Annotated in this window: 1 protein-coding gene and 1 pseudogene; both read right to left on the reverse strand. The window is 57.5% G+C overall.

Annotation, left to right across the window (positions count from 1 at the left end; genetic code table 11):
- A pseudogene (locus AAAH10_RS00005) lies at nt 1–11,954 on the reverse strand (hypothetical protein); the annotation flags it as partial.
- A 402-nt stretch (nt 11,955–12,356) separates the two neighbouring features.
- Nucleotides 12,357–25,034 carry a hypothetical protein gene (locus AAAH10_RS00010; RefSeq protein WP_343559185.1) on the reverse strand — a complete coding sequence of 4,226 codons (12,678 nt, stop codon included), beginning with the start codon at nt 25,032–25,034 and terminating at the stop codon, nt 12,357–12,359.
- Nucleotides 25,035–25,207 lie beyond the last annotated feature (173 nt).

Raw genomic sequence — 25,207 nt, forward strand, 5'->3', positions numbered from 1 at the left:
TTGCTGTTGCCCTCTCCGTCAGTGACCTCAGCAGTCATGGTGCGCAGGGTGTCCTTGCCATAGTTGTCCGGATTGTCCGAATTGCTGCGATAAACCAGATTGCGCAGAGCCTCCTGATAATCAGCCTTCGAACCCGGCCCGCTCAGCGTGCCGACGCCTGTTTTCGGATCATAGCTCCAGCTCATACCCTCGGGCAGAGTGTAACCCTCAGCAAAGGCAAGCACGTCACCGGGCTGGAAACCCTCCGCGATCCGGACGGTTGCACCGGTCATATCCTGATCATCAACATCGGACAGCACAACACTGTCAAAGACAGGAACTGCATCCTCACCTTCAACGAAGGTAAAGGTGGGCCGTGGCGTCCCGTCTGCATTGAAGGCCCGGCTGTAGATCGCCCCGGCATTGTCCCAGGTGGCAACCCAGCCGCCATCGTCCAGTGCCTTGACGCTGACGTTCGTCTGGTTTCCGGCTGTGATCACATTCAGCGGGATAGGCCCGCCGATCTTTGAACCGTCCGCAGCGAAGAGCTGACCATAAACACCCTTGCCGTCGCTGTCGTTCGCGCTCCAGACCGCAATCCAGCCACCATCTTTCAGAGGCGCGACATCCACGTCACTTGTTACCGTGTTGATGATCTGAAACTCGTCACTCAGCGGATTGCCGTCCGGCTTGTAAATCCGGCCATAGGTTCCGTCAGGCCCCCGCCATGTGACAACCCAGCCACTGTCCTCAAGGGCCGTGACGCTCGCGCGCTGCTGATTGCCCTCTGTCGTGGTGTTATTGACAGGGAACTCGCTTCGCCAGCCGTTGGAGCTGCTGTAAATCTCCTGACCGTCCTTGTTGTAAGCCTTGCCATAGATACCGAAACCGGAACCATCCTGACCCTTGCTCTGCCAGACGATTACATAACCGCCATTGGGCAGCCCCACCACAGAGGGGTAAAGCTGACGGTCATTTGTGTAGTCGTTGGCCTGTCGTTCCACGCCGACCTTGCGACCCTCGGAATCATACCGCTGATAACGCACAGCATAGCTGGACCCGTCCGCATAAAGAGACTGCCAAGCAATAATCCAGCCGCCATCTTCCAGAGCCGTTGCGGTCGCACCGGACTGGTGATTGCTTGTTCTGGTGTTGGCCCGGAACGCGGGGCCTTGTGGCGTTCCATCCGCATTGTAGGCCCGGCCAAAGACCTCGCCACCGGAATCCCAGGCTGTAATCCTGCCGCCATCCTTCAGCACAGTCCGTGCCTGTGGAACATCATCTGTCGGGGTTTCACGACTGCCGGCAGAGTTGTCCAGCACGGGGGCCTGATTGACAGGGGTGATGCCGAGCTTTGTCCGGACAGCTTCACCGTTGCCAGTGCCATCGTTCACCTGCGTGACAATGGTGCGCTCAGGATCGTTACCGTAGTTGTCCGGATTGTCGGACGTGCTCCTGTACTTGATATTGCGCAGAGCTTCCTGATAGTCCGCGACTGAAGCAGCCCCGCTCAGCGTGGCAATGCCTGTGTCCAGATCATAGTGCCAGCTCATACCTGCAGGCAGGGTGTAACCCAGAAGGGTAAGCGCGTCGCCCTCCCGGAAATCCTCAATCCGGATCGTTGCACCGTCCATCAGGCCGCTGTCCGGGTCAGACAGGACAATCCCGTCCAGAAGAACCGCTGGCGTGCCACCTTCGGTGTAATCGCCTTCCCTGACAGCAGAGGCATCCAGAACCGCCCTGTCGTTCACTCCGCTCACCCCGACCTTTGTCCGGACAGCTTCACCGTTGCCACTGCCATCATTCACCTGCGTGACAATGGTCCGCTCCGGATCGTTGCCGTAGTTGTCCGGATTGTCGGACGTGCTCCTGTACTTGATATTGCGCAGAGCTTCCTGATAGTCCGCGACTGAAGCAGCCCCGCTCAACGTACCGACACCTGTGCCCAGATCATAGCGCCAACTCATGCCCGCAGGCAGAGTGTAACCCAGAAGGGTAAGCGCGTCGCCCTCCCGGAAATCCTCAATCCGGATCGTTGCACCGTCCATCAGGCCGCTGTCCGGATCGGACAGAACGATCCCGTCCAGAAGAACTGCTGGCGTGCCGTCTTCGGTATAGTCGCCTTCCCTGACAGCAGAGGCATCCAGAACCGCCCTGTCATTCACTCCGCTCACCCCGACCTTCGTGCTGACAGACTCGCTGTTGCCACTGCCATCATTCACCTCTGTGCTGATGGTGCGCAGGGTGTCCTTGCCATAGTTGTCCGGGTTTTCCGATGTACTGCGATAAACCAGATTGCGCAGGGCCTCCTGATAGTCGGCCTTTGAACCGGCTCCACTCAACGTGCCAATGCCTGTGGCCGGATCGTAGCTCCAGCTCATGCCCTCCGGCAGGCTGTAACCCTCCCTGAAGGCAAGCGCGTCGCCGGGCTGGAAACCCTCCGCGATCCGGACGGTTGCACCGGTCATATCCAGATCATCAACATCAGACAGAATAACTTTGTCGAAGACAGGAACAGCGTCCTCACCTTCAACAAAGGTTACAGGAGGCCGTGGCGTCCCGTCTGCATTGAAGGTCCTGCTGTAGGGCACTCCGGCATTGTCCCAGGTGGCCACCCAGCCACCATCGTCCAGCGCCTTGACCGTTACACCGGTCTGGTTTCCGGCCGTGATCGCATTCAGCGGGATAGGCCCGCCAATCTTTGAACCGTCCGCCGCATAGAGCTGACCATAAACACCCTTGCCATCGCTGTCGTTCGCGCTCCAGACCGCAACCCAGCCGCCCTCTTTCAGGGGCGCGACATCCGCCCTTACTGACGCGTTGAGGATATGGAACTCGCCGCTCAGCGGATTGCCGTCCGGCTTGTAGATCCGGCCATAGGTCCCACCATCAGAGCCGCGCCACGTGACAACCCAGCCACTGTCGTCAAGGGCTGTGACAATCGCGCGATCCTGATCGCCCCCTGTCGTGGTGTTGACAGGAAACTCGCTCCGGAAACCGTTGGAGCTGCTGTAAAGCGGTTGGCCGTCCTTGTTGAAAGCCTTGCCATAGATGCCGAAACCGGAGCCATCCTGCCCCTTGCTCTCCCAGACGATCACATAACCGCCATTGGGCAGCCCCACCACAGAGGGGTAAAGCTGACGGTCATTTGTGTAGTCATTGGCCTGTCGTTCCACGCCGACCTTGCGACCCTCGGCGTCATACCGCTGATAACGCACAGCATAGCTGGACCCGTCTGCCAAGAGAGACTGCCAGGCAATGATCCAGCCGCCATCTTCCAGAGCCGTTGCGGTCGCACCGGACTGGTGATTGGCTGTTCTGGTGTTGGCACGGAACTCGGGACCCTGTGGCGTTCCATCCGCGTTGTAGGCCCGGCCAAAGACCTCCCCACCGGAATCTCTGGTTGTAATCCAGCCACCATCCTTCAACACAGTCCGCGCCTGAGGAACATCATCTGTCGGAGTTTCGCGGCTCTCACCGGCAGAATTGTCCAGCACAGGCGCTTCGTTGATGGCTTTGACCGTCACGGTCGCGGACACCGTGTCACTGCTGTCCTCATCATCATTGTCGAAACGGGCCTTGATGGTGCGGGTTGGCTCTGCTCCATAGGCATCAGGATTTTTCGATGTGTTGTTGTAGACAATATTCCGCAGAACTTCCTGAAAGGCCTCTGCCGAAGCTCCGGAACTGTTGATGATTCTGATCGTAGCTCCTGCAGTTCCTGCCTCATCATCATTGTACAAAACAGTGAAACCATCCGGCAGTGTATAACCGGGCGCCAGATCCAGAATGTCTCCGGTCTGGGGATTGTCAACATAGACCAGCAGGGCTTCGACCCTGTTGTCCGGGTCGGACAGAACCGCCCCGTCGAAAGGTGCAACGGGTGTTCCGTTTTCCACATAATCAGCGGACTTCACCCCGGATGTGTCAATGACAGAAGGATCATCCGTCCCTGTCACCCCGACCTTTGTGCTGACTGGCGTGCCATTGCCACTGCCATCATTCACCTGTGTGACAATGGTGCGCTCCGGATTGTTGCCGAAGTTGTCAGGATTGTCAGACTTGCTTTGATAGGCAATGTTGCGCAGGGCCTCCTGATAGTCCGCAACAGAACCGGAACCACTCAGTGTGCCGATGCCTGTCTCCGGATCATAGCTCCAGCTCATACCCTCCGGCAGACTGTAACCCTCCTTGAAGACAAGTTCGTCGTCATCCTTTTGAAAGCCTTCTGTAATTTTGACCGTTGCACCATCCACGGTTTCGCTGTCCGGATCGATCAGTACAATCCCGTCCAGAAGAACCGCTGGCGTGCCGCCTTCGGTATAGTCGCCTTCCCTGACAGCAGAGGCATCCAGAACCGCCTTGTCATTCACACCATTCACCCCGACCTTTGTCCGGACAGCTTCACCGTTGCCACTGCCATCGTTCACCTGCGTGACAATGGTGCGCTCAGGATTGTTGCCGAAGTTGTCAGGATTGTCAGATGTGCTGCGATAGGTGATGTTCCGCAAGGCTTCCTGATAGTCGGCAGCAGAACCGGGCCCGCTCAGCGTGCCGATACCTGTGGCCGGATCATAGCTCCAGTTCATGCCTTCGGGCAGAGTGTAACCGTCTGCCAGTACAAGCGCGTCGCCGGGCTGGAAACCCTCATCAATCCGGACCGTTGCAGTATCCATGGCCTCGCTGTCCGGGTCGGACAGAACGATCCCGCCCAGAAGAACCGCTGCCCCGTCTTCTGTATAGTCCGCGTCACTGACAGCAGAGATATCCAGAACCGGAACTCCGTTCACGCCTTTGACACCAACGTCCGAGGTCACGGTATTGCTGTTGCCCTCTCCGTCAGTGACCTCAGCAGTCATGGTGCGCAGGGTGTCCTTGCCATAGTTGTCCGGATTGTCCGAATTGCTGCGATAAACCAGATTGCGCAGAGCCTCCTGATAATCAGCCTTCGAACCCGGCCCGCTCAGCGTGCCGACGCCTGTTTTCGGATCATAGCTCCAGCTCATACCCTCGGGCAGAGTGTAACCCTCAGCAAAGGCAAGCACGTCACCGGGCTGGAAACCCTCCGCGATCCGGACGGTTGCACCGGTCATATCCTGATCATCAACATCGGACAGCACAACACTGTCAAAGACAGGAACTGCATCCTCACCTTCAACGAAGGTAAAGGTGGGCCGTGGCGTCCCGTCTGCATTGAAGGCCCGGCTGTAGATCGCCCCGGCATTGTCCCAGGTGGCAACCCAGCCGCCATCGTCCAGTGCCTTGACGCTGACGTTCGTCTGGTTTCCGGCTGTGATCACATTCAGCGGGATAGGCCCGCCGATCTTTGAACCGTCCGCAGCGAAGAGCTGACCATAAACACCCTTGCCGTCGCTGTCGTTCGCGCTCCAGACCGCAATCCAGCCACCATCTTTCAGAGGCGCGACATCCACGTCACTTGTTACCGTGTTGATGATCTGAAACTCGTCACTCAGCGGATTGCCGTCCGGCTTGTAAATCCGGCCATAGGTTCCGTCAGGCCCCCGCCATGTGACAACCCAGCCACTGTCCTCAAGGGCCGTGACGCTCGCGCGCTGCTGATTGCCCTCTGTCGTGGTGTTATTGACAGGGAACTCGCTTCGCCAGCCGTTGGAGCTGCTGTAAATCTCCTGACCGTCCTTGTTGTAAGCCTTGCCATAGATACCGAAACCGGAACCATCCTGACCCTTGCTCTGCCAGACGATTACATAACCGCCATTGGGCAGCCCCACCACAGAGGGGTAAAGCTGACGGTCATTTGTGTAGTCGTTGGCCTGTCGTTCCACGCCGACCTTGCGACCCTCGGAATCATACCGCTGATAACGCACAGCATAGCTGGACCCGTCCGCATAAAGAGACTGCCAAGCAATAATCCAGCCGCCATCTTCCAGAGCCGTTGCGGTCGCACCGGACTGGTGATTGCTTGTTCTGGTGTTGGCCCGGAACGCGGGGCCTTGTGGCGTTCCATCCGCATTGTAGGCCCGGCCAAAGACCTCGCCACCGGAATCCCAGGCTGTAATCCTGCCGCCATCCTTCAGCACAGTCCGTGCCTGTGGAACATCATCTGTCGGGGTTTCACGACTGCCGGCAGAGTTGTCCAGCACGGGGGCCTGATTGACAGGGGTGATGCCGAGCTTTGTCCGGACAGCTTCACCGTTGCCAGTGCCATCGTTCACCTGCGTGACAATGGTGCGCTCAGGATCGTTACCGTAGTTGTCCGGATTGTCGGACGTGCTCCTGTACTTGATATTGCGCAGAGCTTCCTGATAGTCCGCGACTGAAGCAGCCCCGCTCAGCGTGGCAATGCCTGTGTCCAGATCATAGTGCCAGCTCATACCTGCAGGCAGGGTGTAACCCAGAAGGGTAAGCGCGTCGCCCTCCCGGAAATCCTCAATCCGGATCGTTGCACCGTCCATCAGGCCGCTGTCCGGGTCAGACAGGACAATCCCGTCCAGAAGAACCGCTGGCGTGCCACCTTCGGTGTAATCGCCTTCCCTGACAGCAGAGGCATCCAGAACCGCCCTGTCGTTCACTCCGCTCACCCCGACCTTTGTCCGGACAGCTTCACCGTTGCCACTGCCATCATTCACCTGCGTGACAATGGTCCGCTCCGGATCGTTGCCGTAGTTGTCCGGATTGTCGGACGTGCTCCTGTACTTGATATTGCGCAGAGCTTCCTGATAGTCCGCGACTGAAGCAGCCCCGCTCAACGTACCGACACCTGTGCCCAGATCATAGCGCCAACTCATGCCCGCAGGCAGAGTGTAACCCAGAAGGGTAAGCGCGTCGCCCTCCCGGAAATCCTCAATCCGGATCGTTGCACCGTCCATCAGGCCGCTGTCCGGATCGGACAGAACGATCCCGTCCAGAAGAACTGCTGGCGTGCCGTCTTCGGTATAGTCGCCTTCCCTGACAGCAGAGGCATCCAGAACCGCCCTGTCATTCACTCCGCTCACCCCGACCTTCGTGCTGACAGACTCGCTGTTGCCACTGCCATCATTCACCTCTGTGCTGATGGTGCGACCGGGATTGTTGCCGAAGTTGTCCGGATTGTCGGACGTGCTGCGATAGGTGATGTTCCGCAGGGCTTCCTGATAGTCCGCGGCAGAACCGGGCCCGCTCAGGGTGCCGATACCTGTCTCCTGATCATAGCTCCAGCTCATGCCCTCGGGCAGACTGTAACCTTCCCTGAAGGCAAGCGCGTCACCGGGCTGAAAACCATCCATAACCCGGACCGTCGCACTTTCAATGCTCTGGTTATCGACATCGGTCAGATCCAGTGTGTCAAAGACTGCCACCGCTGCACCGCCCTCTGTATAGGCCTTCATATTGACCGGCACACCATTGGCATCATAACGCTGCAGATAAATGTCATTGGCCGAGCCGTCCGCTCCGCGTCCCTCCCATGCAATCACCCAGCCCCCATCGGGAAGCGCTGTAATGGCAGGAGAGCCCTGCAAACCCGCCGTGTCATCATTGACCCGGAACTGAGGGCCCTGCGGATTTCCATCCTTGTCAAAACGGCGGGCAAAGACACCATCTCCGTCGCCTTCTCCGGCACCGCTCCAGACCGCAACCCAGCCACCGTCTTCCAGTGCAGCAACAGCCGGATCCCACTGTATGCCAGTCGTGTACTCATCATTGAGCAGGAACTGGGGACCTTTCGGATTACCATTCTCGTCAAATATCCGGGCATAGACACCCGAACCGTCGCCTTCACCGTCGCCGCTCCATACGGCCACCAGACTCCCGTCTTTCAAAGGCACAATATCCGGCCAGATCTGACCGCCACCGGTATGATCATTCACCCGGAACTGGGGACCTTTCGGGTTGCCATCCCTGTCATAGATCCGGGCATAGGCACCCTGTCCGTCGCCGTCTCCCGCACCCTGCCATATAGCCACCCAGCCACCGTCCGGCAGGGCTGTGACGTCCGGATTGACGTGCTGGCCGCTCGTGTGACTGTTGATCCGGAACTGGGGACCTTTCGGACTGCCATCCCTGTCATAGGCCCGGCCATAGACATGGTGCCCACCTGAAGAGCTTTGCCAGACAGCCACCCAGCCGCCGTCTTCCAGCACCGTTACAGCCGGATGGATCTGATCACCAGCCGTCTGGTTGTTAACCACAAACTCCGGCCCCCGCTTGCTGCCATCTGCATTGAAGGCCTGAGCGCGAATATCCTTGATGTTCGTCCTTTTCTGCTGGGACCCCCAGATAGCAACCCACCCTCCATCGGGCAGGGCTGCAACATCCCCATTCCACTGTTCTCCCCAGGTGTATGAATTCGCATGGAACTCCTGACCTTGTGGCCTGCCATAGGCATCATAGGCCTGACCGTAAACACCATCACTGGTGCCGCCCGCATCCTGACCCAGGCTTGTCCAGATCGCGACCCAGCCCCCGTCGGACTTTGCCGCAAGCTCCGGCACCGCCTGACGATTGCTGGTATAGCTGTTGGAGCGCACAGACTCTGGTGCCATGCCCAGCTCTGACGTGTCGTTTACAGGGATGATGCCAATGGTTGTACTGACAACGGCACCGGTGGCACTTCCATCATTCACCTCTGTGCTGATGGTGCGCTCCGGATCATTGCCGTAGTCGTCAGGATTTGCTGACGTACTGTGATAGGCGATGTTGCGCAGGGCCTCCTGATAATCCGCAACAGAGCCGGCCCCGCTCAGCGTGCCGACACCTATTTTCGGATCATAGCTCCAGCTCATACCCTCCGGCAGGCTGTAACCATCCGCAAGGACAAGCGCGTCACCCGGCCGGACATCCGTGATCCGGACCGTTGCCCCGTCCACATTCTGATTATCGGCATCGGACAGAACGACACCGCCCAGAACCGGCACAGCCGCACCGCCTTCCGTGTAATCCCCTCCGGGAAACCCGGGTCGGGCCACAATGGGTTGCCAGTCCGCTTCCCCTTCCTGACGATATTGCAGGAGATAGTCACCGTTGCCCTGCCAGTTCATCGCAAGGAATTCGAAATCATAGAAGCCGGATTTTGCTGGTGTGAAGCTGCCGGTCGTGCTCCGGAACGACGAACTGTCGCTCAGGATTTCCCGACCGTTGAGCGTCAGTTTGGTCACATCATCAACGGCCTCGAGGAACTGATAGGTCTTGCCCTCTTCGAGCCAGATCCTGCCGGTAATTCTGGTCAGAGTGTCCACAGCGTTGTCGCCCTGGAACTCTCTCAACACCAGCGGAGTATCCGGGCCAAAGGCAGGACTGTTTGCCAGGACATCATCAAGCGACGGCTGTCCACCTCCGGTTGGTGCCTGCGCAAACTTCGCTTCATAGAGAACACCCGGAAGACCGGGGTTTTCCAGCACAGGCGCCTGATTGACAGGAACGATGCCAAGGGTTGTGCTGATTGGATCTCCATTGCCGTTTCCGTCATTCACCTGTGTGATGATTGTCCGCTCCGGATTGTTCCCGTAGTTGTCCGGATTGTCCGATGTGCTTTGATAGACAATGTGGCGCAGGGCTTGCTGATAGTCCACAACGGAGCCGGGCCCGCTCAGCGTGCCGATGCCTGTCGCCGGATCATAGCTCCAGTTCATACCCTCCGGCAGACTGTAACCCTTCGCAAGCACAAGCGCGTCACCGGGCTGGACACCATCAATACGGACCGTCGCACTCTCCAGCCCCTGATCATCCACATCAGACAGCTCAACTGCACCCAGCACGGGAACCGCATAGCCGCCTTCCGTGAAGGTTGCGGGTCTAGCGGTACCGTCTGCATTGAAGGCCCGGCTGTAGTATTCGTCACCGTTATTGAGCCAGGTGGCCACCCAGCCGCCATCTGCCAGCGCCCTGACGATGACGTTCGCCTGATTTCCTGCCGAGATCATGTTGAGCGGGATCGGTTCACCGATCTTCTCGCCGGTCGCCGAATAGAGCTGTCCATAAACATCGTGGTAATCATCGCCTCCGCTCCAGGCACTCCACACCACAACCCGGCTACCATCTGCCAGCAGCGCGACATCTATGTCATTGTTTCCTTTCGAATTCTCAATCAGAAACCCGTCAGCAAGCGGGCTGCCATCCGCATTGTAAAACCGACCGTACATATCGCCATTGGCACCCTCCCACAGGACCATCCAGCTACCATCATCCAGCAACCTGATCTCCGGATCGAGCAGATAGCCCTTTTTGACCAGGAATTCGCCCTGGCTGTTGGTGGAGGGCTCGTTGACAATCGGCTGACCGTTCCGGTCATATACCCGCCCATAGATCCCCGCATCGAAACCATCCCGGCCATCGCTGATCCAGACGATCACATAGCCACCGTTCGGCAGAGCGGCAACAAACGGAGCAAGCTGACTGCCATTGGTATGGTCATTGGCCACCTCTTCTCCGCCGACCTTCTCGCCAGCAGCATTGTAACGCTGATAGACGACACCAGCACCGGAACCATCAGCATCAATTGACTGCCATACGATAATCCAGCCACCGTCTGCCAAAGCCGCGATTTTCGGTTCGAAAAACTTATCTGCCGTTGTGCTGTTGACCCGGAACGGTTCGCCAACCGGTTGACCGGCCTCATCATAGCGCTGAGCATAGACATCATCACCGTAAGTCTCGGCTTCAATGCGGCCACCATCTGCCAACACATCCGGTTTCAATTGCTGCGGGATGTCAATGGCAGGAGCTTCAGCACGGGTATTGCCGGCAGGGTTCTTCACCTCCGTCGCATCGTTCACGCCGATCACACGGACGATGCTGTTCACCGGCACACTGGCATGGGCACCATCATAAACCAGAGCGGAGATCTCGCGATAGGTATTGGCACCGAAGTTGTCCGGATTGTCAGACGTGCTGTGATAGGCAATGTTGTTCAGAGCCTCCTGATAGTCCGCAACGGAAGCGACACCACTCAGCTCACCAATCCCTGTCACAGAATTGTAGCGCCAGCTCATGCCTTCCGGCAGGCTGTAACCCTCCTTGAGAACAAGTGCATCCCCCGCAAGCGGATTGACAATCTGAACGATCGCAGCCGCCATGGTCTCGCTGTCCGTATCGGAAAGCGTTGCACCCTCCAGCACGGGAACGGCTGCACCCTCTTCTGTAAAGTTCGCTCCCCTGACAGCAGAAGTGTCCAGAACCGCCGGATCATTCACCCCTGTCACCTGGACTTTTGTGCTGACAGGCTCAGCGTTGCCGCTTCCGTCGTTCACCTGCGTGATGATAGTTCGCTCCGGATCCCTGCCGAAGTCATCCGGGTTGTCCGATCTGCTGAGATAGGCAATTTTGCCCAGCACATCCTGATAGTCCGCAGCAGAACCGGGTCCGCTCAGCGTGCCGATCCCTGTCTCCGGATCGTAGCTCCAGCTCATACCCCTTGGCAGAATATAGCCCTCCGGCAGGACAAGCGCGTCACCAGGCCGGAAATCCGCGATCCGGACCGTTGCCCCCTCCATCGAGGCGCTGTCCGGATCGGACAGCACGATCCCGTCCAGAAGGGTTGCTGGCGCGCTGCCTTCTGTAAAGCTCGCGTCCCTGACAAGAGAGATATCCAGAACCGCAGGGTCATTCATCCCCATGATCGCGATTCTTGTGCCGACAACATTGCTGTTGCCATACCCGTCACTGACTTCAACCCTGATAATGCGGTCCGGATTGTTGCCGAAGTTGTCGGGATTGTTCGATGTGCTGTGATAGCCGACATTGCGCAGGGCTTCCTGATACTCCGCCCTGGACCCTGCACCGCTCAGCGTGCCGGTGCCTGTCTCCGGATCATAGCTCCAGCTCATGCCCTCGGGCAGGCTGTAACCCTCCTTGAGAACAAGCTCGTCGCCGGGCCGGACATCCGCGATCCGGACGATTGCGCGGTCCATATCCTGATCATCAGTATCGGCAATCCCCAAACGACTCAGCATAAAATAAGCTGGACCGTTTTCTGTAAAACCCGCTTTCCTGACAGTCGGGGAGCTTGAATTCTTGCGCATCGTTTAAACCCTCTGAAGCAAAATCACATAGGGTCCGAGACGTACTAAAGAAAAGCCACGCAAAAATTTCCATTAACATCAAAACAATTTCAATTAATGCCTTACAGCTTCAAAGGTCTGCTTTTGACTTTGAAATGTTTCAAAAGCTTCAAAGCTTTTTGACCCTGTCAGGCAGAACAGAGTTTTCGAAAGCAGGGTTATCCCTTTTCCGGACTGTTCCGGCCAGACGGCTCTTTCAGGATCTGTTCCAGTGTCCTGTTGCCGCGCTGCCGGAGACTGGTTCTCTGCCCGACAGAACGCAGGAAAGGCTGTCTCCGGAAGAGAGGAAGACAGCCTTTCCCTTGTCGGATTACCCCGCGGGTAACCCAACGCTGCACCCTGGAGCCCGGGATTTCGGACCCCCTAGAGGTTCTGGTTGATCAGGCTTTGCTCGTCCTGATCCCTGTTTTCGAGAGTGACAGAGTTAAAGTCTGCTCCTTCCCTCTCCGGAGACTGCGGTGCTGCAGGCTCGGTTGTGGTCTCGACCCGCTTCTGCTCGGCCTGCAGGAAGTCATCCAGCAGCTTGGCGTCCTCTTCGCCATCCTGCTGATCCAGCAAATCGGAAAGCTGCAGCGCCGGTTGGGCAGAACGTGTTTCCGGAAGAGGATCATCCAGGGTCACCACAGGCGGATCGTTCACAGGGATAATGCCAACCGTCGAGGTGATGGTGTTGCTGTTTTCACTACCATCGTTGACCGTTGCCTTGATCGTCCGCTCCGGATCGTTGCCGAAATCATCCGGATTGTCCGACGTGCTGTGATAGGTGATGTTGCGCAAGGCTTCCTGATAGTCGGCAACAGAACCGTAACCGTTCAGCACACCAACACCCGTGGCCTGATCATAGGTAAAGCTCATGGTTGGCGGCAGGAACTTGGCGTGAAGAATATCACCGGGCCGGAAGTCATCAATCCAGATCATTGCACTGATCATGCTTTCACTGTTCGCATCCGTCAGTGAAGCCTCCGGGAAAACAGCCACATGATCACTGTTTTCAGTATAGTTAATCGGGTCATCAGGGGTTTTCATTGTCAGTTCAGGCGCTTCGAAAGCCTGAACACCGACAACACGGGCAGCCGTGTTGCTGCCATCCGCGCCATCGCCAACCTGCATGACGATGGTTCGCGTGGAATCGGTGCCCCCTGCATCGGGATCGTCCGACCTGCTCCTGTACTGGATGTTGCGCAGGGCTTCCTGATAGTCCGCCGCAGAACCGGGACCACTCAGTGTGCCGATCCCTGTCGCCGGATCATAGCTCCAGCTCATACCCTCAGGCAGGGTGTAGCCAACCGGAAGAAGCAGTTCATCACCGGAGCGGAAATCGTTGATCCGGACTGTCGCACTGTCCATGCTCTGATTATCGACATCGGACAGTTCCACATCCCCGAAGACAGTGACAGCATCACCCCCCTGTTTGTAGTTGATGGAAGACCGCGGCGATCCGTCAGGATAGAAGACCTGGCTGCGAACATCCCCGTCACTGTTCCAGGTGGCGACCCACCCCCCGTCACCCAGTGCTGTGATCGCGGGGAGATTCTGAGCGCCTTCTGTTGTCGTGTTCAACTGGAAGCGTTCGCCGATCCTGTCGCCCTGCGCCGTATAACGCTGGCCATAGATCTCACCGTCTGCATCCCAGACCGCAATCCAGCTTCCATCTTTCAGAAGCGTGACATCCGAACGGAGGCCGCCGTCCGCAATCCGGAACTCGTCACTCAGTGGATTTCCATCCGCCTTGTAAACCCGGCCATAGATCCCGTCCGGACCTTGCCACGTGATAACGTAACCCCCATCGTCGAGCGCTGTGACAGCCGGTACTTCCTGATCACCCGCTGTCGTGGTGTTAGCGCGGACTTCACTCCGGATTTCGCGACCGTCCTTGTCGTAGAGCTTGCTGTAAACACCGAAGCCGTCGCCATCCTGTCCCCGGCTGACCCAGGTGATCACATAGCCGCCGTTGGACAGACCTGCCAGGTCCGGATACCACTGATCGCTGGCCGTGTAGTCATTGGCCTGTTGTTCCCCGCCGACCTTCTGGCCGTCGGCATTGTAACGCTGATAGCGCACAGCATAGCGGTCACCATCAACACTTAGAGACTGCCAGGCAATCACCCAGCCACCATCTTCCAGAGCCGTTATCTTCGCACCGGACTGGTGAGTAACCGTCTCGGAGTTGACCAGGAACTGGCCACCCTGTGGTGTCCCGTCCGCATTGTAGGCCTGGGCATAGATATCGCCACCGGAATCCCAGGCGACAACCCAGCCCCCGTTTTTGATACCGGCAACGTGGACATGGTCCTGATCACCGGACGTTGTGCTGTCGACTCTGAATTCATCCCCAACAGGGTTTCCATCCGCACCAAAGCGTTGACCATAGGCGCCCCAGCCATCACCGTCCTGCCCCCGGCTCTGCCACACTGTGACCCAGCCGCCATCAGCCAGTTTCGAAACATCAGATCCGCCCTGAAAATCACCTGTGTGAGTGTTGGCCCGGGTTTCGGTATCCGGCTGATCCGGCAGGGTAAGGACCGGAGGCGTATTGATGTCGTAAACAACAATCTTGGAGACAAGAGCGTCGCTGTTGTTGCTGCCATCAGTGATCTCGGTCGTGATCTCCCGCTCGGGATCATTTCCGTAATTGTCCGGATTGTCGGAACTGTTCCTGTACTGGATGTTGCGCAGGGCCTCCTGATAATCCGCTTTGGAACCGGCACCGCTCAGCGTGCCGATGCCTGTCTCCGGATCATAGCTCCAGCTCATGCCCGCAGGCAGGCTGTAGCCATCTGCAAGGACAAGTTCGTCACTTCCCTTCAGGAACCCGCCTGTAATCTTGACGGTTGCGCCTTGCATGGTGTCGCTGTCGGCATCAGACAGCTCAACGCTGTCAAAGACAGGAACGGCATCAGCCCCTTCAACGAAAGTCACAGGATACCTTGGCGTCCCGTCCGCATTGAAGGTCCGGCTGTAGGCTTCCCCGGCATTGTCCCAGGTGGCCACCCAGCCACCGTCAGCCAGTACCTTGACTGTCACACCGGTCTGGTCCCCGGCCGTGATCACATTGAGCGGAATGGGGTCACCGATCTTGGTACCATCCGCCGCGTAGAGCTGACCATAAACGCCCTTGCCGTCACTGTCGTCAGCGCTCCAGACCGCAACCCAGCCACCGTCTTTCAGAGGCACGGCATCCGCAACGCTCGCATTTGTTACGGTGTTGGTGATATGGAACTCGTTGCTCAGCGGATTGCCATCCGGCTTGTAAATCCGGCCATAGATCCCGTCAGGGCCGCGCCAGGTGGCGACCCAGCCGCTATCGTCGAGCGCTGAGACAAACGGGCTCTGCTGATCGCCTGCCGTCGTGTTGTTGATGCGGAATTCGTCCCCCCGTGCAGAACCGTCAGCATTGTAGACCCGACCATAGACCCCGTAACCGGAGCCATCCTGTCCCAGACTGTTCCAGACGATCACATAACCGCCATCGGGCAGCCCCGCCACATCCGGATTCAACTGCCTGTTCGTTGTGTAGGTATTGGCCCGGAGTTCATCGCCGACCCTGTTACCATCGGCATCGTAACGCTGATAGTGTACAGCATAGCTGTCCCCATCCGCGTGGTTTGATTGCCAGGCAATAATCCAGCCACCATCCTCCAGAGCCGCAGCGGTCCCGCCGGACTGGTGCCAGAGCGTTCTGCTGTTGGCGCGGAACTGACCCCCTTGTGGCGTCCCATCCGCGTTGTAAGCCTGACCATAGATCTCGCCACCGGAATCCCAGGCTTCAATCCTGCCGCCATCCTTCAGCACATTCGGCGCCTTCGGAACATCATCTGTCGGAGTTTCACGACCATCACCAACAGGGTTGTTCAGGACAGGTGCGTCGTTGACAGATACCACCTTGATCGTTGAGGTCAGGGTGTTGCTGTTGTCCTCCCCGTCATTGATCTGCGTCGTGATTTTCCGTTCGGGATTGCTCCCGGAGTTGTCGGGATTGTCCGACGTGCTCCTGTAGAGGATGTTGCGCAGAGCTTCCTGATAGTCGGCTTTGGAGCCGGAACCACTCAGTGTCCCAACGCCTGTCGCCGGATCGTAGCTCCAGCTCATGCCCGCTGGCAGAGTGTAGCCGTCTGCGAGTACAAGCTCGTCAGAATCCTTCAGGAAGCCCTCTGTGATCTGAACCGTTGCACTTTCAATGTTCTCGTCGTCAACATCGGAAAGCGTCGCATCGGGCAGGATGGCCACAGCCTCTCCGTCTTCTGTGAAGTTCTCGGTCGCAGCAACCTCAGACCGGGCCACAATCGGTTGCCAGCCGGTTTCCCCTTCCTCGCGGTATTGCAGGAGATAATCACCATTACCCTGCCAGTCCATCGCAAGGAATTTGAAGTCATAGTATCCGGATTGCGCTGGTGTGAAGCTGCCGGTTGTGCTCTGATTCGAGACATTGTCGTTCAGAACCTCCTGGCCGTTGAGTGTCAACCGTGCCACATCATCCACAGACTCGCGGAACTGATAGGTCTTGCCTGCTTCCAGCCAGATTTTCCCGGTGATTCTGGTCAGAGTGTTGTTGGCGTTGTCACCCTGAAGGGACGCTGCGTCAAGAGGAGTGTCCGGGCCAAAGGCAGGACTGTTTGACAGAACATCATCAAGCGGCGGCTTTCCGCCTCCGGTTGGCGCCTGCGCAGACTTCGCTTCGTAGAGCACACCGGGCTGACCGGGGGTTTGCAGCACAGGGGCATCGTTGACGGCCTTGACCGTCAGGGTCGTGGACACCGTGTCGCTGTTTTCATCGTCATCATTGTCGAAACGGGCCTTGATGGTGCGGGTTGGCTCTGTCCCGTAGGCATCAGGATTTTCCGATGTGCTGTAATAGACAATGTTCTGCAGAATTTCCTGATAGACCTCTGCCGGCGCTCCGGAATTGTTGATAATTCCAATCGAAGGTCCTGCCGTTCCGTCCACGTCATCATTGCGCACGATAGAAAAACCATCCGGCAGTGTATAACCCGGTGCCAGATCCATGGCATCTCCGGGCTGGGGATTGTCAACAAAGACCAGCAGGGCTTCGACCCTGTTGTCCGGATCGGACAGCACGGCCCCGTCAAAAGGTGCCACGGGCGTTCCGTTTTCCGTATAGTCGGCGGACTTCACCCCGGATGTGTCAATGACAGAGGGATCATCTGTCCCCTTGACCTTGACCTTTGTGCTGACGGGATCGCTGTTTTCACTGCCGTCATTCACCTGTGTTGTGATTGTGCGCTCGGGATTGCTGCCGAAGTCATCGGGATTGTCAGACTTGCTTTGATAGGCAATGTTGCGCAGGGCCTCCTGATAGTCATCAACGGAACCGGAGCCACTCAGCGTGCCGATCCCTGTCGCCGGATCATAGTTCCAGCTCATACCTGCAGGCAGGCTGTAGCCATCCTTGAGCACAAGTTCGTCACCAGGCTGGAACCCCTCACCAATCCGGACCGTTGCACCATCCATGGTGCTGCTGTCCGGATCACTCAGAACGATGCCGCCCAGAAGAACCGCTGGTGTCCCGCCTTCGGTGTAGTCGCCTTCCGCAACAGCAGAGGTATCCAGAACCGCCTTGTCATTCTCCCCGGTCACACCAATCTTTGTCCTGACAGGCAAACTGTTGTAAGTGCCGTCATTCACCTGCGTGACAATGGTCCGCTCGGGATTGTTTCCGTAGTTGTCCGGATTATCAAAATTGTTCCTGTACTTGATATTGCGCAGCGCTTCCTGATAATCCGCGACAGAAGCAACCCCGCTCAGCGTAGCAATGCCTGTGTCCAGATCATAGCGCCAGCTCATGCCAGCAGGCAGGGTATAGCCCAGAAGGGTAAGCGCGTCACCCTCCTGGAAATCCTCGATACGGATTGTTGCACCGTCCATCATGTCACTGTCCGGATCGCTCAGAACAATCCCGTCCAGAAGAACCGCTGGCGGGTTACCTTCGGTGTAGTCGCCCTCCCTGACGCCTGCGGTATCAAGCACCGGCGCATCATTGGTCGGCGCAATCCCAACGTCCGAGGTCACAGTGTTGCTGTTGCCCTCCCCGTCAGTAACCTCTGCGGTTATGGTGCGCCACGTATCCGTGCCATTGTTGTCGGGATTGTCGGACTTGCTTTGATAGGCGATGTTGCGCAGGGCTTCCTGATAGTCCGCCTTGGAACCGGCTCCGCTCAGCGTGCCGACACCTGTGTCCGGATCATAGCTCCAGCTCATGCCCGCGGGCAGGGTATAGCCGTCCTTGAAGACAAGCTCGTCACCGGGCTGGACATCCGTAATCCGGACAGTTGCGCTTTCCAGATTCTGATCGTCGACATCCGACAGATCAACCTGGTCGAAGACAGGAACTGCAGCCGCGCCTTCTGTATAGGAAACAGAAGCTCTTGGTGTCCCGTCCGCATTGTAGACACGACTGTAAACGTTGCTACTGCCATCTCCCCATACGACCACCCAGCCGCCGTCCTCCAGCGCAGTGACCCGGCCACGATACTGGTCACCTGCTGTTATTGTATTGATGAGGAAGGGGTCTCCGATCCTTTCACCCTCTGCCGTATAATGCTGGCCATAAATCCCTCTGCCGGAGCCATCATTCGCAGCAGTCCAGACCGCAACCCAGCTTCCATCTTTCAGAAGCGTCACATCAAGAGGAGTCGCATAGACATTGTCACTGATCCGGAACTCATCATCAGCAGGCTTGCCGTCCGCATCATAGATCCTGCCATAGACCCCATTGGGAGCAATCCACACGACCACCCAGCCACCATCTGCAAGCTCCGTAACGCCTGGCATCCGCTGATCACCTGCTGTCGTGGTGTTAACAAGGAATTGACCCGATGCATCAGTATAGGGCTCATTGACAATCGGTTGACCATCCGCACCATAGGCCCGACCATAGACACCGTAACCGGAGCCATCCTGTCCTGCGCTTGCCCAGGTGATCACATAGCCACCATTTGGCAGACCTGTCACATCCGGGTAAAGCTGATTGCCTGCTGTATAGGCATTGACCCGTGGTTCCCCGCCGATTTCATTGCCATCAGCATCATAACGCTGGGAGTAGATATCACCGTCCGTGCTCCAGACAGCAATCCAGCCACCATCTTCAAGAGCTACCGTCCGAAAATGATAGGACGTTTTGCTGGTCACAAGGAACTGACCACCCTGTGGTGATCCATCCGCATTGTACATCTGCCCATAGAGATCGTTATTGCTACTGAGGATACTACTGGCGGAGGTCCAGACAGTCACCCAGCCACCGTCTTTCAGACCAACGCTATAAGCATTATACTGATCACCAGAAGTTGTGCTGTTGACTCTGAACGGCTCCCCCTGTGCAAGACCATCTGCATCATAACGTCGACCATAGACACCGTAACCGGAGCCATCCTGTCCCCTGCTGACCCAGGTGGTGACATAGCCACCATCAGGCATTCCGGTAACAGATGGATCCGACTGTATACCATTGACATTGTCATCTATACGGCTTGCCGGATCTGCTCCCGCGCTGTTGTCCAGCACCGGCGCCTGATTGACACCCTTGACGCCAACGTTTGAAGTGAGAGGCTCACTGTCGCCGGTTCCATCATTGACCACTGTCGTAATGGTGCGCGCTGTATCCGTGCCGTAGTTGTCCGGATTTTCCGAGCTGCTTTGATAGGCAATGTTGCGCAGGGCTTCCTGATAGTCCGCAGCGGAACCGGGCCCGCTCAGCGTACCGATGCCTGTTGCCGGGTCATAGCTCCAGCTCATGCCCGCAGGCAGGCTGTAACCCTCAGCAAGAACAAGCGTATCACCGGGCTGGACATCCGTAATCCGCACCGTTGCTCCGTCCATATTCCGGCTGTCGACATCAGACAGGTCAACACTGCCCAGCACAGGCGCAGCCGCCCCGCCTTCTGTGTATTCCACGGCAGACGCCCCGGAGTTGTCCAGCACAGGCACCTCATTGACCGGGGCAATATTTACATATCCGGTCACGGTGTTGCTGTTACCGTTGCCGTCATTCACCTCTGCCAGAATGGTGCGCGACGGATTGCTGCCATAGTTGTCCGGATTGTCGGATGAACTCCTGTACTTGATATTGCGCAGCGCTTCCTGATAGTCCGCGACTGAAGCAGCCCCGCTCAGCGTGGCGATGCCTGTGTCCAGATCATAGCGCCAGCTCATACCTGCAGGCAGGGTGTAACCCAGAAGGGTAAGCGCGTCGCCCTCCCGGAAATCCTCGATCCGGATCGTCGCACCGTCCATCATGTCACTGTCCGGGTCATTCAGAACAATCCCGCCCAGAACCGGCACAACGGAACCGCCTTCTGTGTAGGTCTCGCCCGCAACTCCGGGCCGGGCCGCAATGGGTTGCCAGCCGGTTTCCCCTTCCTCGCGGTATTGCAGGAGATAATCACCATTACCCTGCCAGTCCATCGCAAGGAATTCGAAGTCATAGTATCCGGATTGCGCTGGTGTGAAGCTGCCGGTTGTGCTCTGATTCGAGACATTGTCGTTCAGAACTTCCTGGCCGTTGAGTGTCAACCGTGCCACATCATCCACAGACTCGCGGAACTGATAGGTCTTGCCTGCCTCCAGCCAGATCTTGCCAGTAATTCTGGTCAGAGTGTTGTTGGCGTTGTCACCCTGAAGGGACGCTGCGTCAAGAGGAGTGTCAGGGCCAAAGGCAGGACTGTTTGACAGAACATCATCAAGCGGCGGCTTTCCGCCTCCGGTTGGCGCCTGCGCAGACTTCGCTTCATAGAGCACACCAGGCTGACCGGGGTTTTCCAGCACAGGCGCCTGATTGACACCCTCGACACCAACGTCCGAGGTCACAGTGTTGCTGTTGCCCTCCCCGTCAGTGACCTGTGCCGTTATGGTGCGCACGGTATCCGTGCCGTAGTTGTCCGGGTTTTCCGAGCTGCTGCGATAGGCGATGTTGCGCAGGGCTTCCTGATAGTCCGCCTTGGACCCGGAGCCGCTCAGTGTGCCAATGCCTGTCGCCGGATCATAGCTCCAGCTCATGCCCTCGGGCAGGCTGTAGCCGTCTGCCAGCACAAGTTCATCGCCGGGCTGGAAGTCCGTGATCCGGACAGTCGCGCTTTCCATATTCAGGTCATCGACATCGGACAGATCCACCTTGTCGAAGACAGGAACAGCGTCCTCCCCTTCGATGAAGGTGACAGGAGGCCGTGGCGTCCCGTCTGCATTGAAGGTGCGGCTGTAAGGCACGCCGGCATTGTCCCAGGTGGCCACCCAGCCTCCATCGTCCAGCGCCTTGACCGTTACACCGGTCTGGTTTCCGGCCGTGATCACATTCAGCGGGATAGGCCCGCCAATTTTTGAACCGTCCGCCGCGAAGAGCTGACCATAAACACCCTTGCCATCGCTGTCGTTCGCGCTCCAGACCGCAACCCAGCCACCATCTTTCAGAGGCACAGCATTCACGTCGGTTGTTACCGTGTTGGTAATATGGAACTCGTCGCCCAGAGGATTGCCATCCGGCTTGTAAATCCGGCCATAGGTCCCACCGGGGCCGCGCCATGTGACAACCCAGCCACTGTCATCGAGTTCAGTGACGGTTGGGTATCTCTGATCGCCTGCCGTCGTGGTGTTGACGCGGAATTCACCCCCCTGTTGGCTGTCATTCGCATTGTAGCGCTGCCCATAGATACCATAACCGGAACCATCCTGCCCCAGGCTGTTCCAGACGATCACCCAGCCGCCATCAGGCAGTCCTATCACAGACGGGTTCAACTGCCTGTCATATGTGTAGCTGTTGGCCTCTCGTTCTACGCCGACCTTGCGGCCTTCGGCATCATAACGTTGAAAGCGGACAGCATAGCTGGAGCGATCAGCACCGTTTGACTGCCAGGCAATGATCCAGCCGCCATCTTCCAGTGCCGCCCCCCTTGCACCGGACTGGTGCTGTACCGTTCGGGTGTTGGCCCGGAACGCAGAGCCCCGTGGCGTTCCATCCGCATTGTAGGCCCGGCCATAGACCTCACCACCGGAATCCCAGGTTGTAATCCAGCCGCCATCCTTCAACACAGTTCGTGCCTGTGGAACATCATCTGTCGGCGTTTCACGTCCGTCACCGGCAGAGTTGTCCAGCACAGGAGCCTGATTGACGGAGGTCACGCCAACGGTTGCGGTAACAGAGTTGCTGTTGCCTTCCCCGTCACTAACTTCCGCCGTGATGCTGCGCCCGGTATTCGCGCCATAATTGTCAGGATTTTCGGAGGTGTTGCGATAGGCAATGTTGCGCAGAGCCTCCTGATAGTCCGCCTTGGACGCGGAACCGCTCAGCGTGCCGATGCCTGTCGCCGGATCGTAGCTCCAGCTCATACCCGCCGGCAGGGTGTAGCCATCCCTGAAGGCAAGCTGGTCACCGGGTTGCACATCCCCGATCCGGACCGTTGCATTTTCAATGTTCTCGTCGTCGATATCGGTCAGGTCCAGCGTGTCAAAGACTGTCACCGCTGCACCGCCCTCTGTATAGGTCGCCATATTGATCGGCACACCATTGGCGTCGTAACGCTGCATATAGAGGTCCTTGCCGGAGTCTGCAGCCGCCTGATCGGTGCCCGTCCAGACCACAACCCAGCCCCCATCATCCAGTGCGATAATGCTGCTCTGCTGATTATTTTCAGTGGTGGTATTGTGGACGCGGAACATCTCGCCCACCTTGTTTCCATTCCGGTCATAGGCCTGACCATAGACATCCGGGCCGGAGCCATCCTCCCTCTCACTTGTCCAGGTCGCAATCCAGTTGCCGTTTTTCAGCCCTGTGATTTCTCCGTGCCGCTGCGCTCCTGCAGTATAAGCGTCATTCACCAGGAACGGCTCGCCACGGGGGGTGCCATCATCCTCGAAAATCCGGGCGTAAACATCTCCTCCCTCGTGCCAGGAAGTCACCCAGCCTCCCCCTTCCAGAGGAGTAAGGGCCAGTTGCTGTCCCCAGCTCCCAATGCTTTCAAGCACTGTAAATTCACTTCCATTGGGCGTGCCATCAGCATTAAAACGTTGCCCACGGACAATTGAGGGAGACAATTCCGAGACAGAAGCAGCGGTGTTCCAGATCACAATCCAGGTCCCGTCTGCAAGCGCAATGACATTCGGGAAAACCTGGGCCTCCGGCAGTGTCGTGTTGACCACGAACTCCGGCCCCTGCGGGTTCCCGTCCCTGTCAAAAAGCCGGGCATAGATATCAATGGTTTCCGTATCGGAATCAGCAGGGTCTGTCCGCACAGTTCCCATCCAGATCGCAACCCAGCCACCGTTATCAAGAGCTGCGACGCTCGGAATCTGATGTATCAGATCCAGTGAATTGACCGTGAATGGGCCGCCCCGCGTGCTGCCATCCGCATTGTAGATCCGGGCACGAATATCCATGTCCTTGTTGTCACCAATCTGCCAGACAGCGACCCAGCCGCCATCCTCGAGACCGATAACGCTCATGTTGGCAGAAGCCGCTTCCTCTCCCTGACTGACCGGAAACTCTGCGCCGCGCAGCGTACCATCCGCATTGTAGCGCTGACCATAGGCCTCGCCATCGACAGCATTCACCCAGAGGGCAACCCAGCCTCCGTCTTTCAATGGAGCAACCTGAGAATTGATTTGATCCCCATCCGTACTCTTGTTGACACGCGTTTCCCTTGGCGACAAGGCCAGCTCCGGCGGGGAGTTCACGGGCACAACCTCGATCTCGCCGGCATACTTGTCGCTTGCGGCGTTGTCTGCGTCGAAAACTTCCAGTTCAAAGGCCCGTCTGGCATCACCGGGATTTTTCGATGCGTTTTTGTAGACGATATTTCTCAGGGCTTCCTGATACTCTTCCGGAGATGCCTTGCCTCTCAGGGTCAGAACCTGCATCTCTGATCCGTCGGGCATGGTCCGGGTCGTAAAGTCGTAGCTCATGCTTGAAGGCAAAGTGTAACCCTCTGCAAAATCAAGCTCGTCATCAGGCTGGGCATTTTTCAGTTCGATGATCGCTTTGTGCAGGGCCTTGCTGTCCGGGTCCGCAACCGTTATGCCCTCGAAAAGCTTGAGCGGGTCGTCACCCTCTGTGTAAACGGACTTCAGCGGAGGCACCATGCCGCCCAGCGCGGGGGCATCGTTCACGGCCTCAAGCTCGACTGTTGCCACAAAGGTGTTGCTGTCGGCCTCGCTGTCCCTGACAAAAACCGAGAGATTGCGCGTTGGAGCCTCGCCATAGTTGTCCGGGTTTTCCGATGTGTTGCGATAGAGAATGTTCTGCAGAATATCCTGATAGACTTCCGGGGAAGCCGGACCACTCAGCGTCCCTACCCCCGTGGCCGGATCATAGGCCCAGCTCACGCCAGCGGGCAGGCTGTAGCCCTCCGGCAGGAAAAGCTCGTCACCGGGTTGAAAATTGTCATTTTTGATTGTTGCTCCCTCAAGCTGGTCCCCGTCAGGATCAGCCGCCTTCAACCCCCTGAAAGCCGGAACAAAATCCGCACCTTCCTTGAAGGTCACCGGTGTAACAGCAGCTCCATCCAGAACAGGCGGCGTGTTCGAAACCTGCTCGTCAAGCCCTTCACCGTCGAGTGCGCGTTGCGCGAAACGCGTCAGGCCGGACAGATCCTCAAGCGGCTGGAGATACTCCACGGGGTTTTCCATATCCAGTTCGCCCACAAGCGGAGAGGAAATGCTGTTGTCAACAAAGTGCGCCCCTTCGGACATCACCAGCCCGGGAACGCCCTCTCTCTGGGGGCCGGCAGCGGTTTCAAGAACCCCGTCACTTGCCTTGATCTGCTCCAGAAATTCGGAAAGGTTCGCGCGATGAAGCCCCGAACCCGAGAGGCCATCCATGGCAACCTCGTCCAGCAGAAGCTGTTCCAGAATGGCAATGACGTCAATTTCGCCAATTTCCATATCCTCGAGGCTGTTTTTGATGACCGCTTTCATCTCCCGCTCCTGAGCGGCACTCAGCGCCTTCTCGTCAAGCACAAGGTTCATCAGCACCGTGCTGATATCAGCAGCCAGAGTCTCGAGTTCGACCGGGGTTGGATTTGGGGTTGAATTCTCGCGCATCGTTTTAAACCCTTTGAAGCAAAATCACGTTGGGTTCGAAACATACGGAAAAAAAGCCGCGCCAGAATTTCCGCCAATCTTAAAATGACTTCAATTAATTCCTTATAGTTTCAAAAACTGACTCTTTGGCTTCAAATTATTTCATCGCCTGTGGATATTAAGAGCCTGTTAAG

Source organism: Carbonatibacter coralli (genome assembly GCF_039592655.1).
GTDB lineage: Bacteria > Pseudomonadota > Alphaproteobacteria > Kiloniellales > Kiloniellaceae > Carbonatibacter > Carbonatibacter coralli.

Excerpts from the sequence above, each read along its gene's own strand:
- AAAH10_RS00010 (WP_343559185.1), bottom strand. The coding sequence starts at position 25,034 with ATGCGCGAGAATTCAACCCCAAATCCAACCCCGGTCGAACTCGAGACT.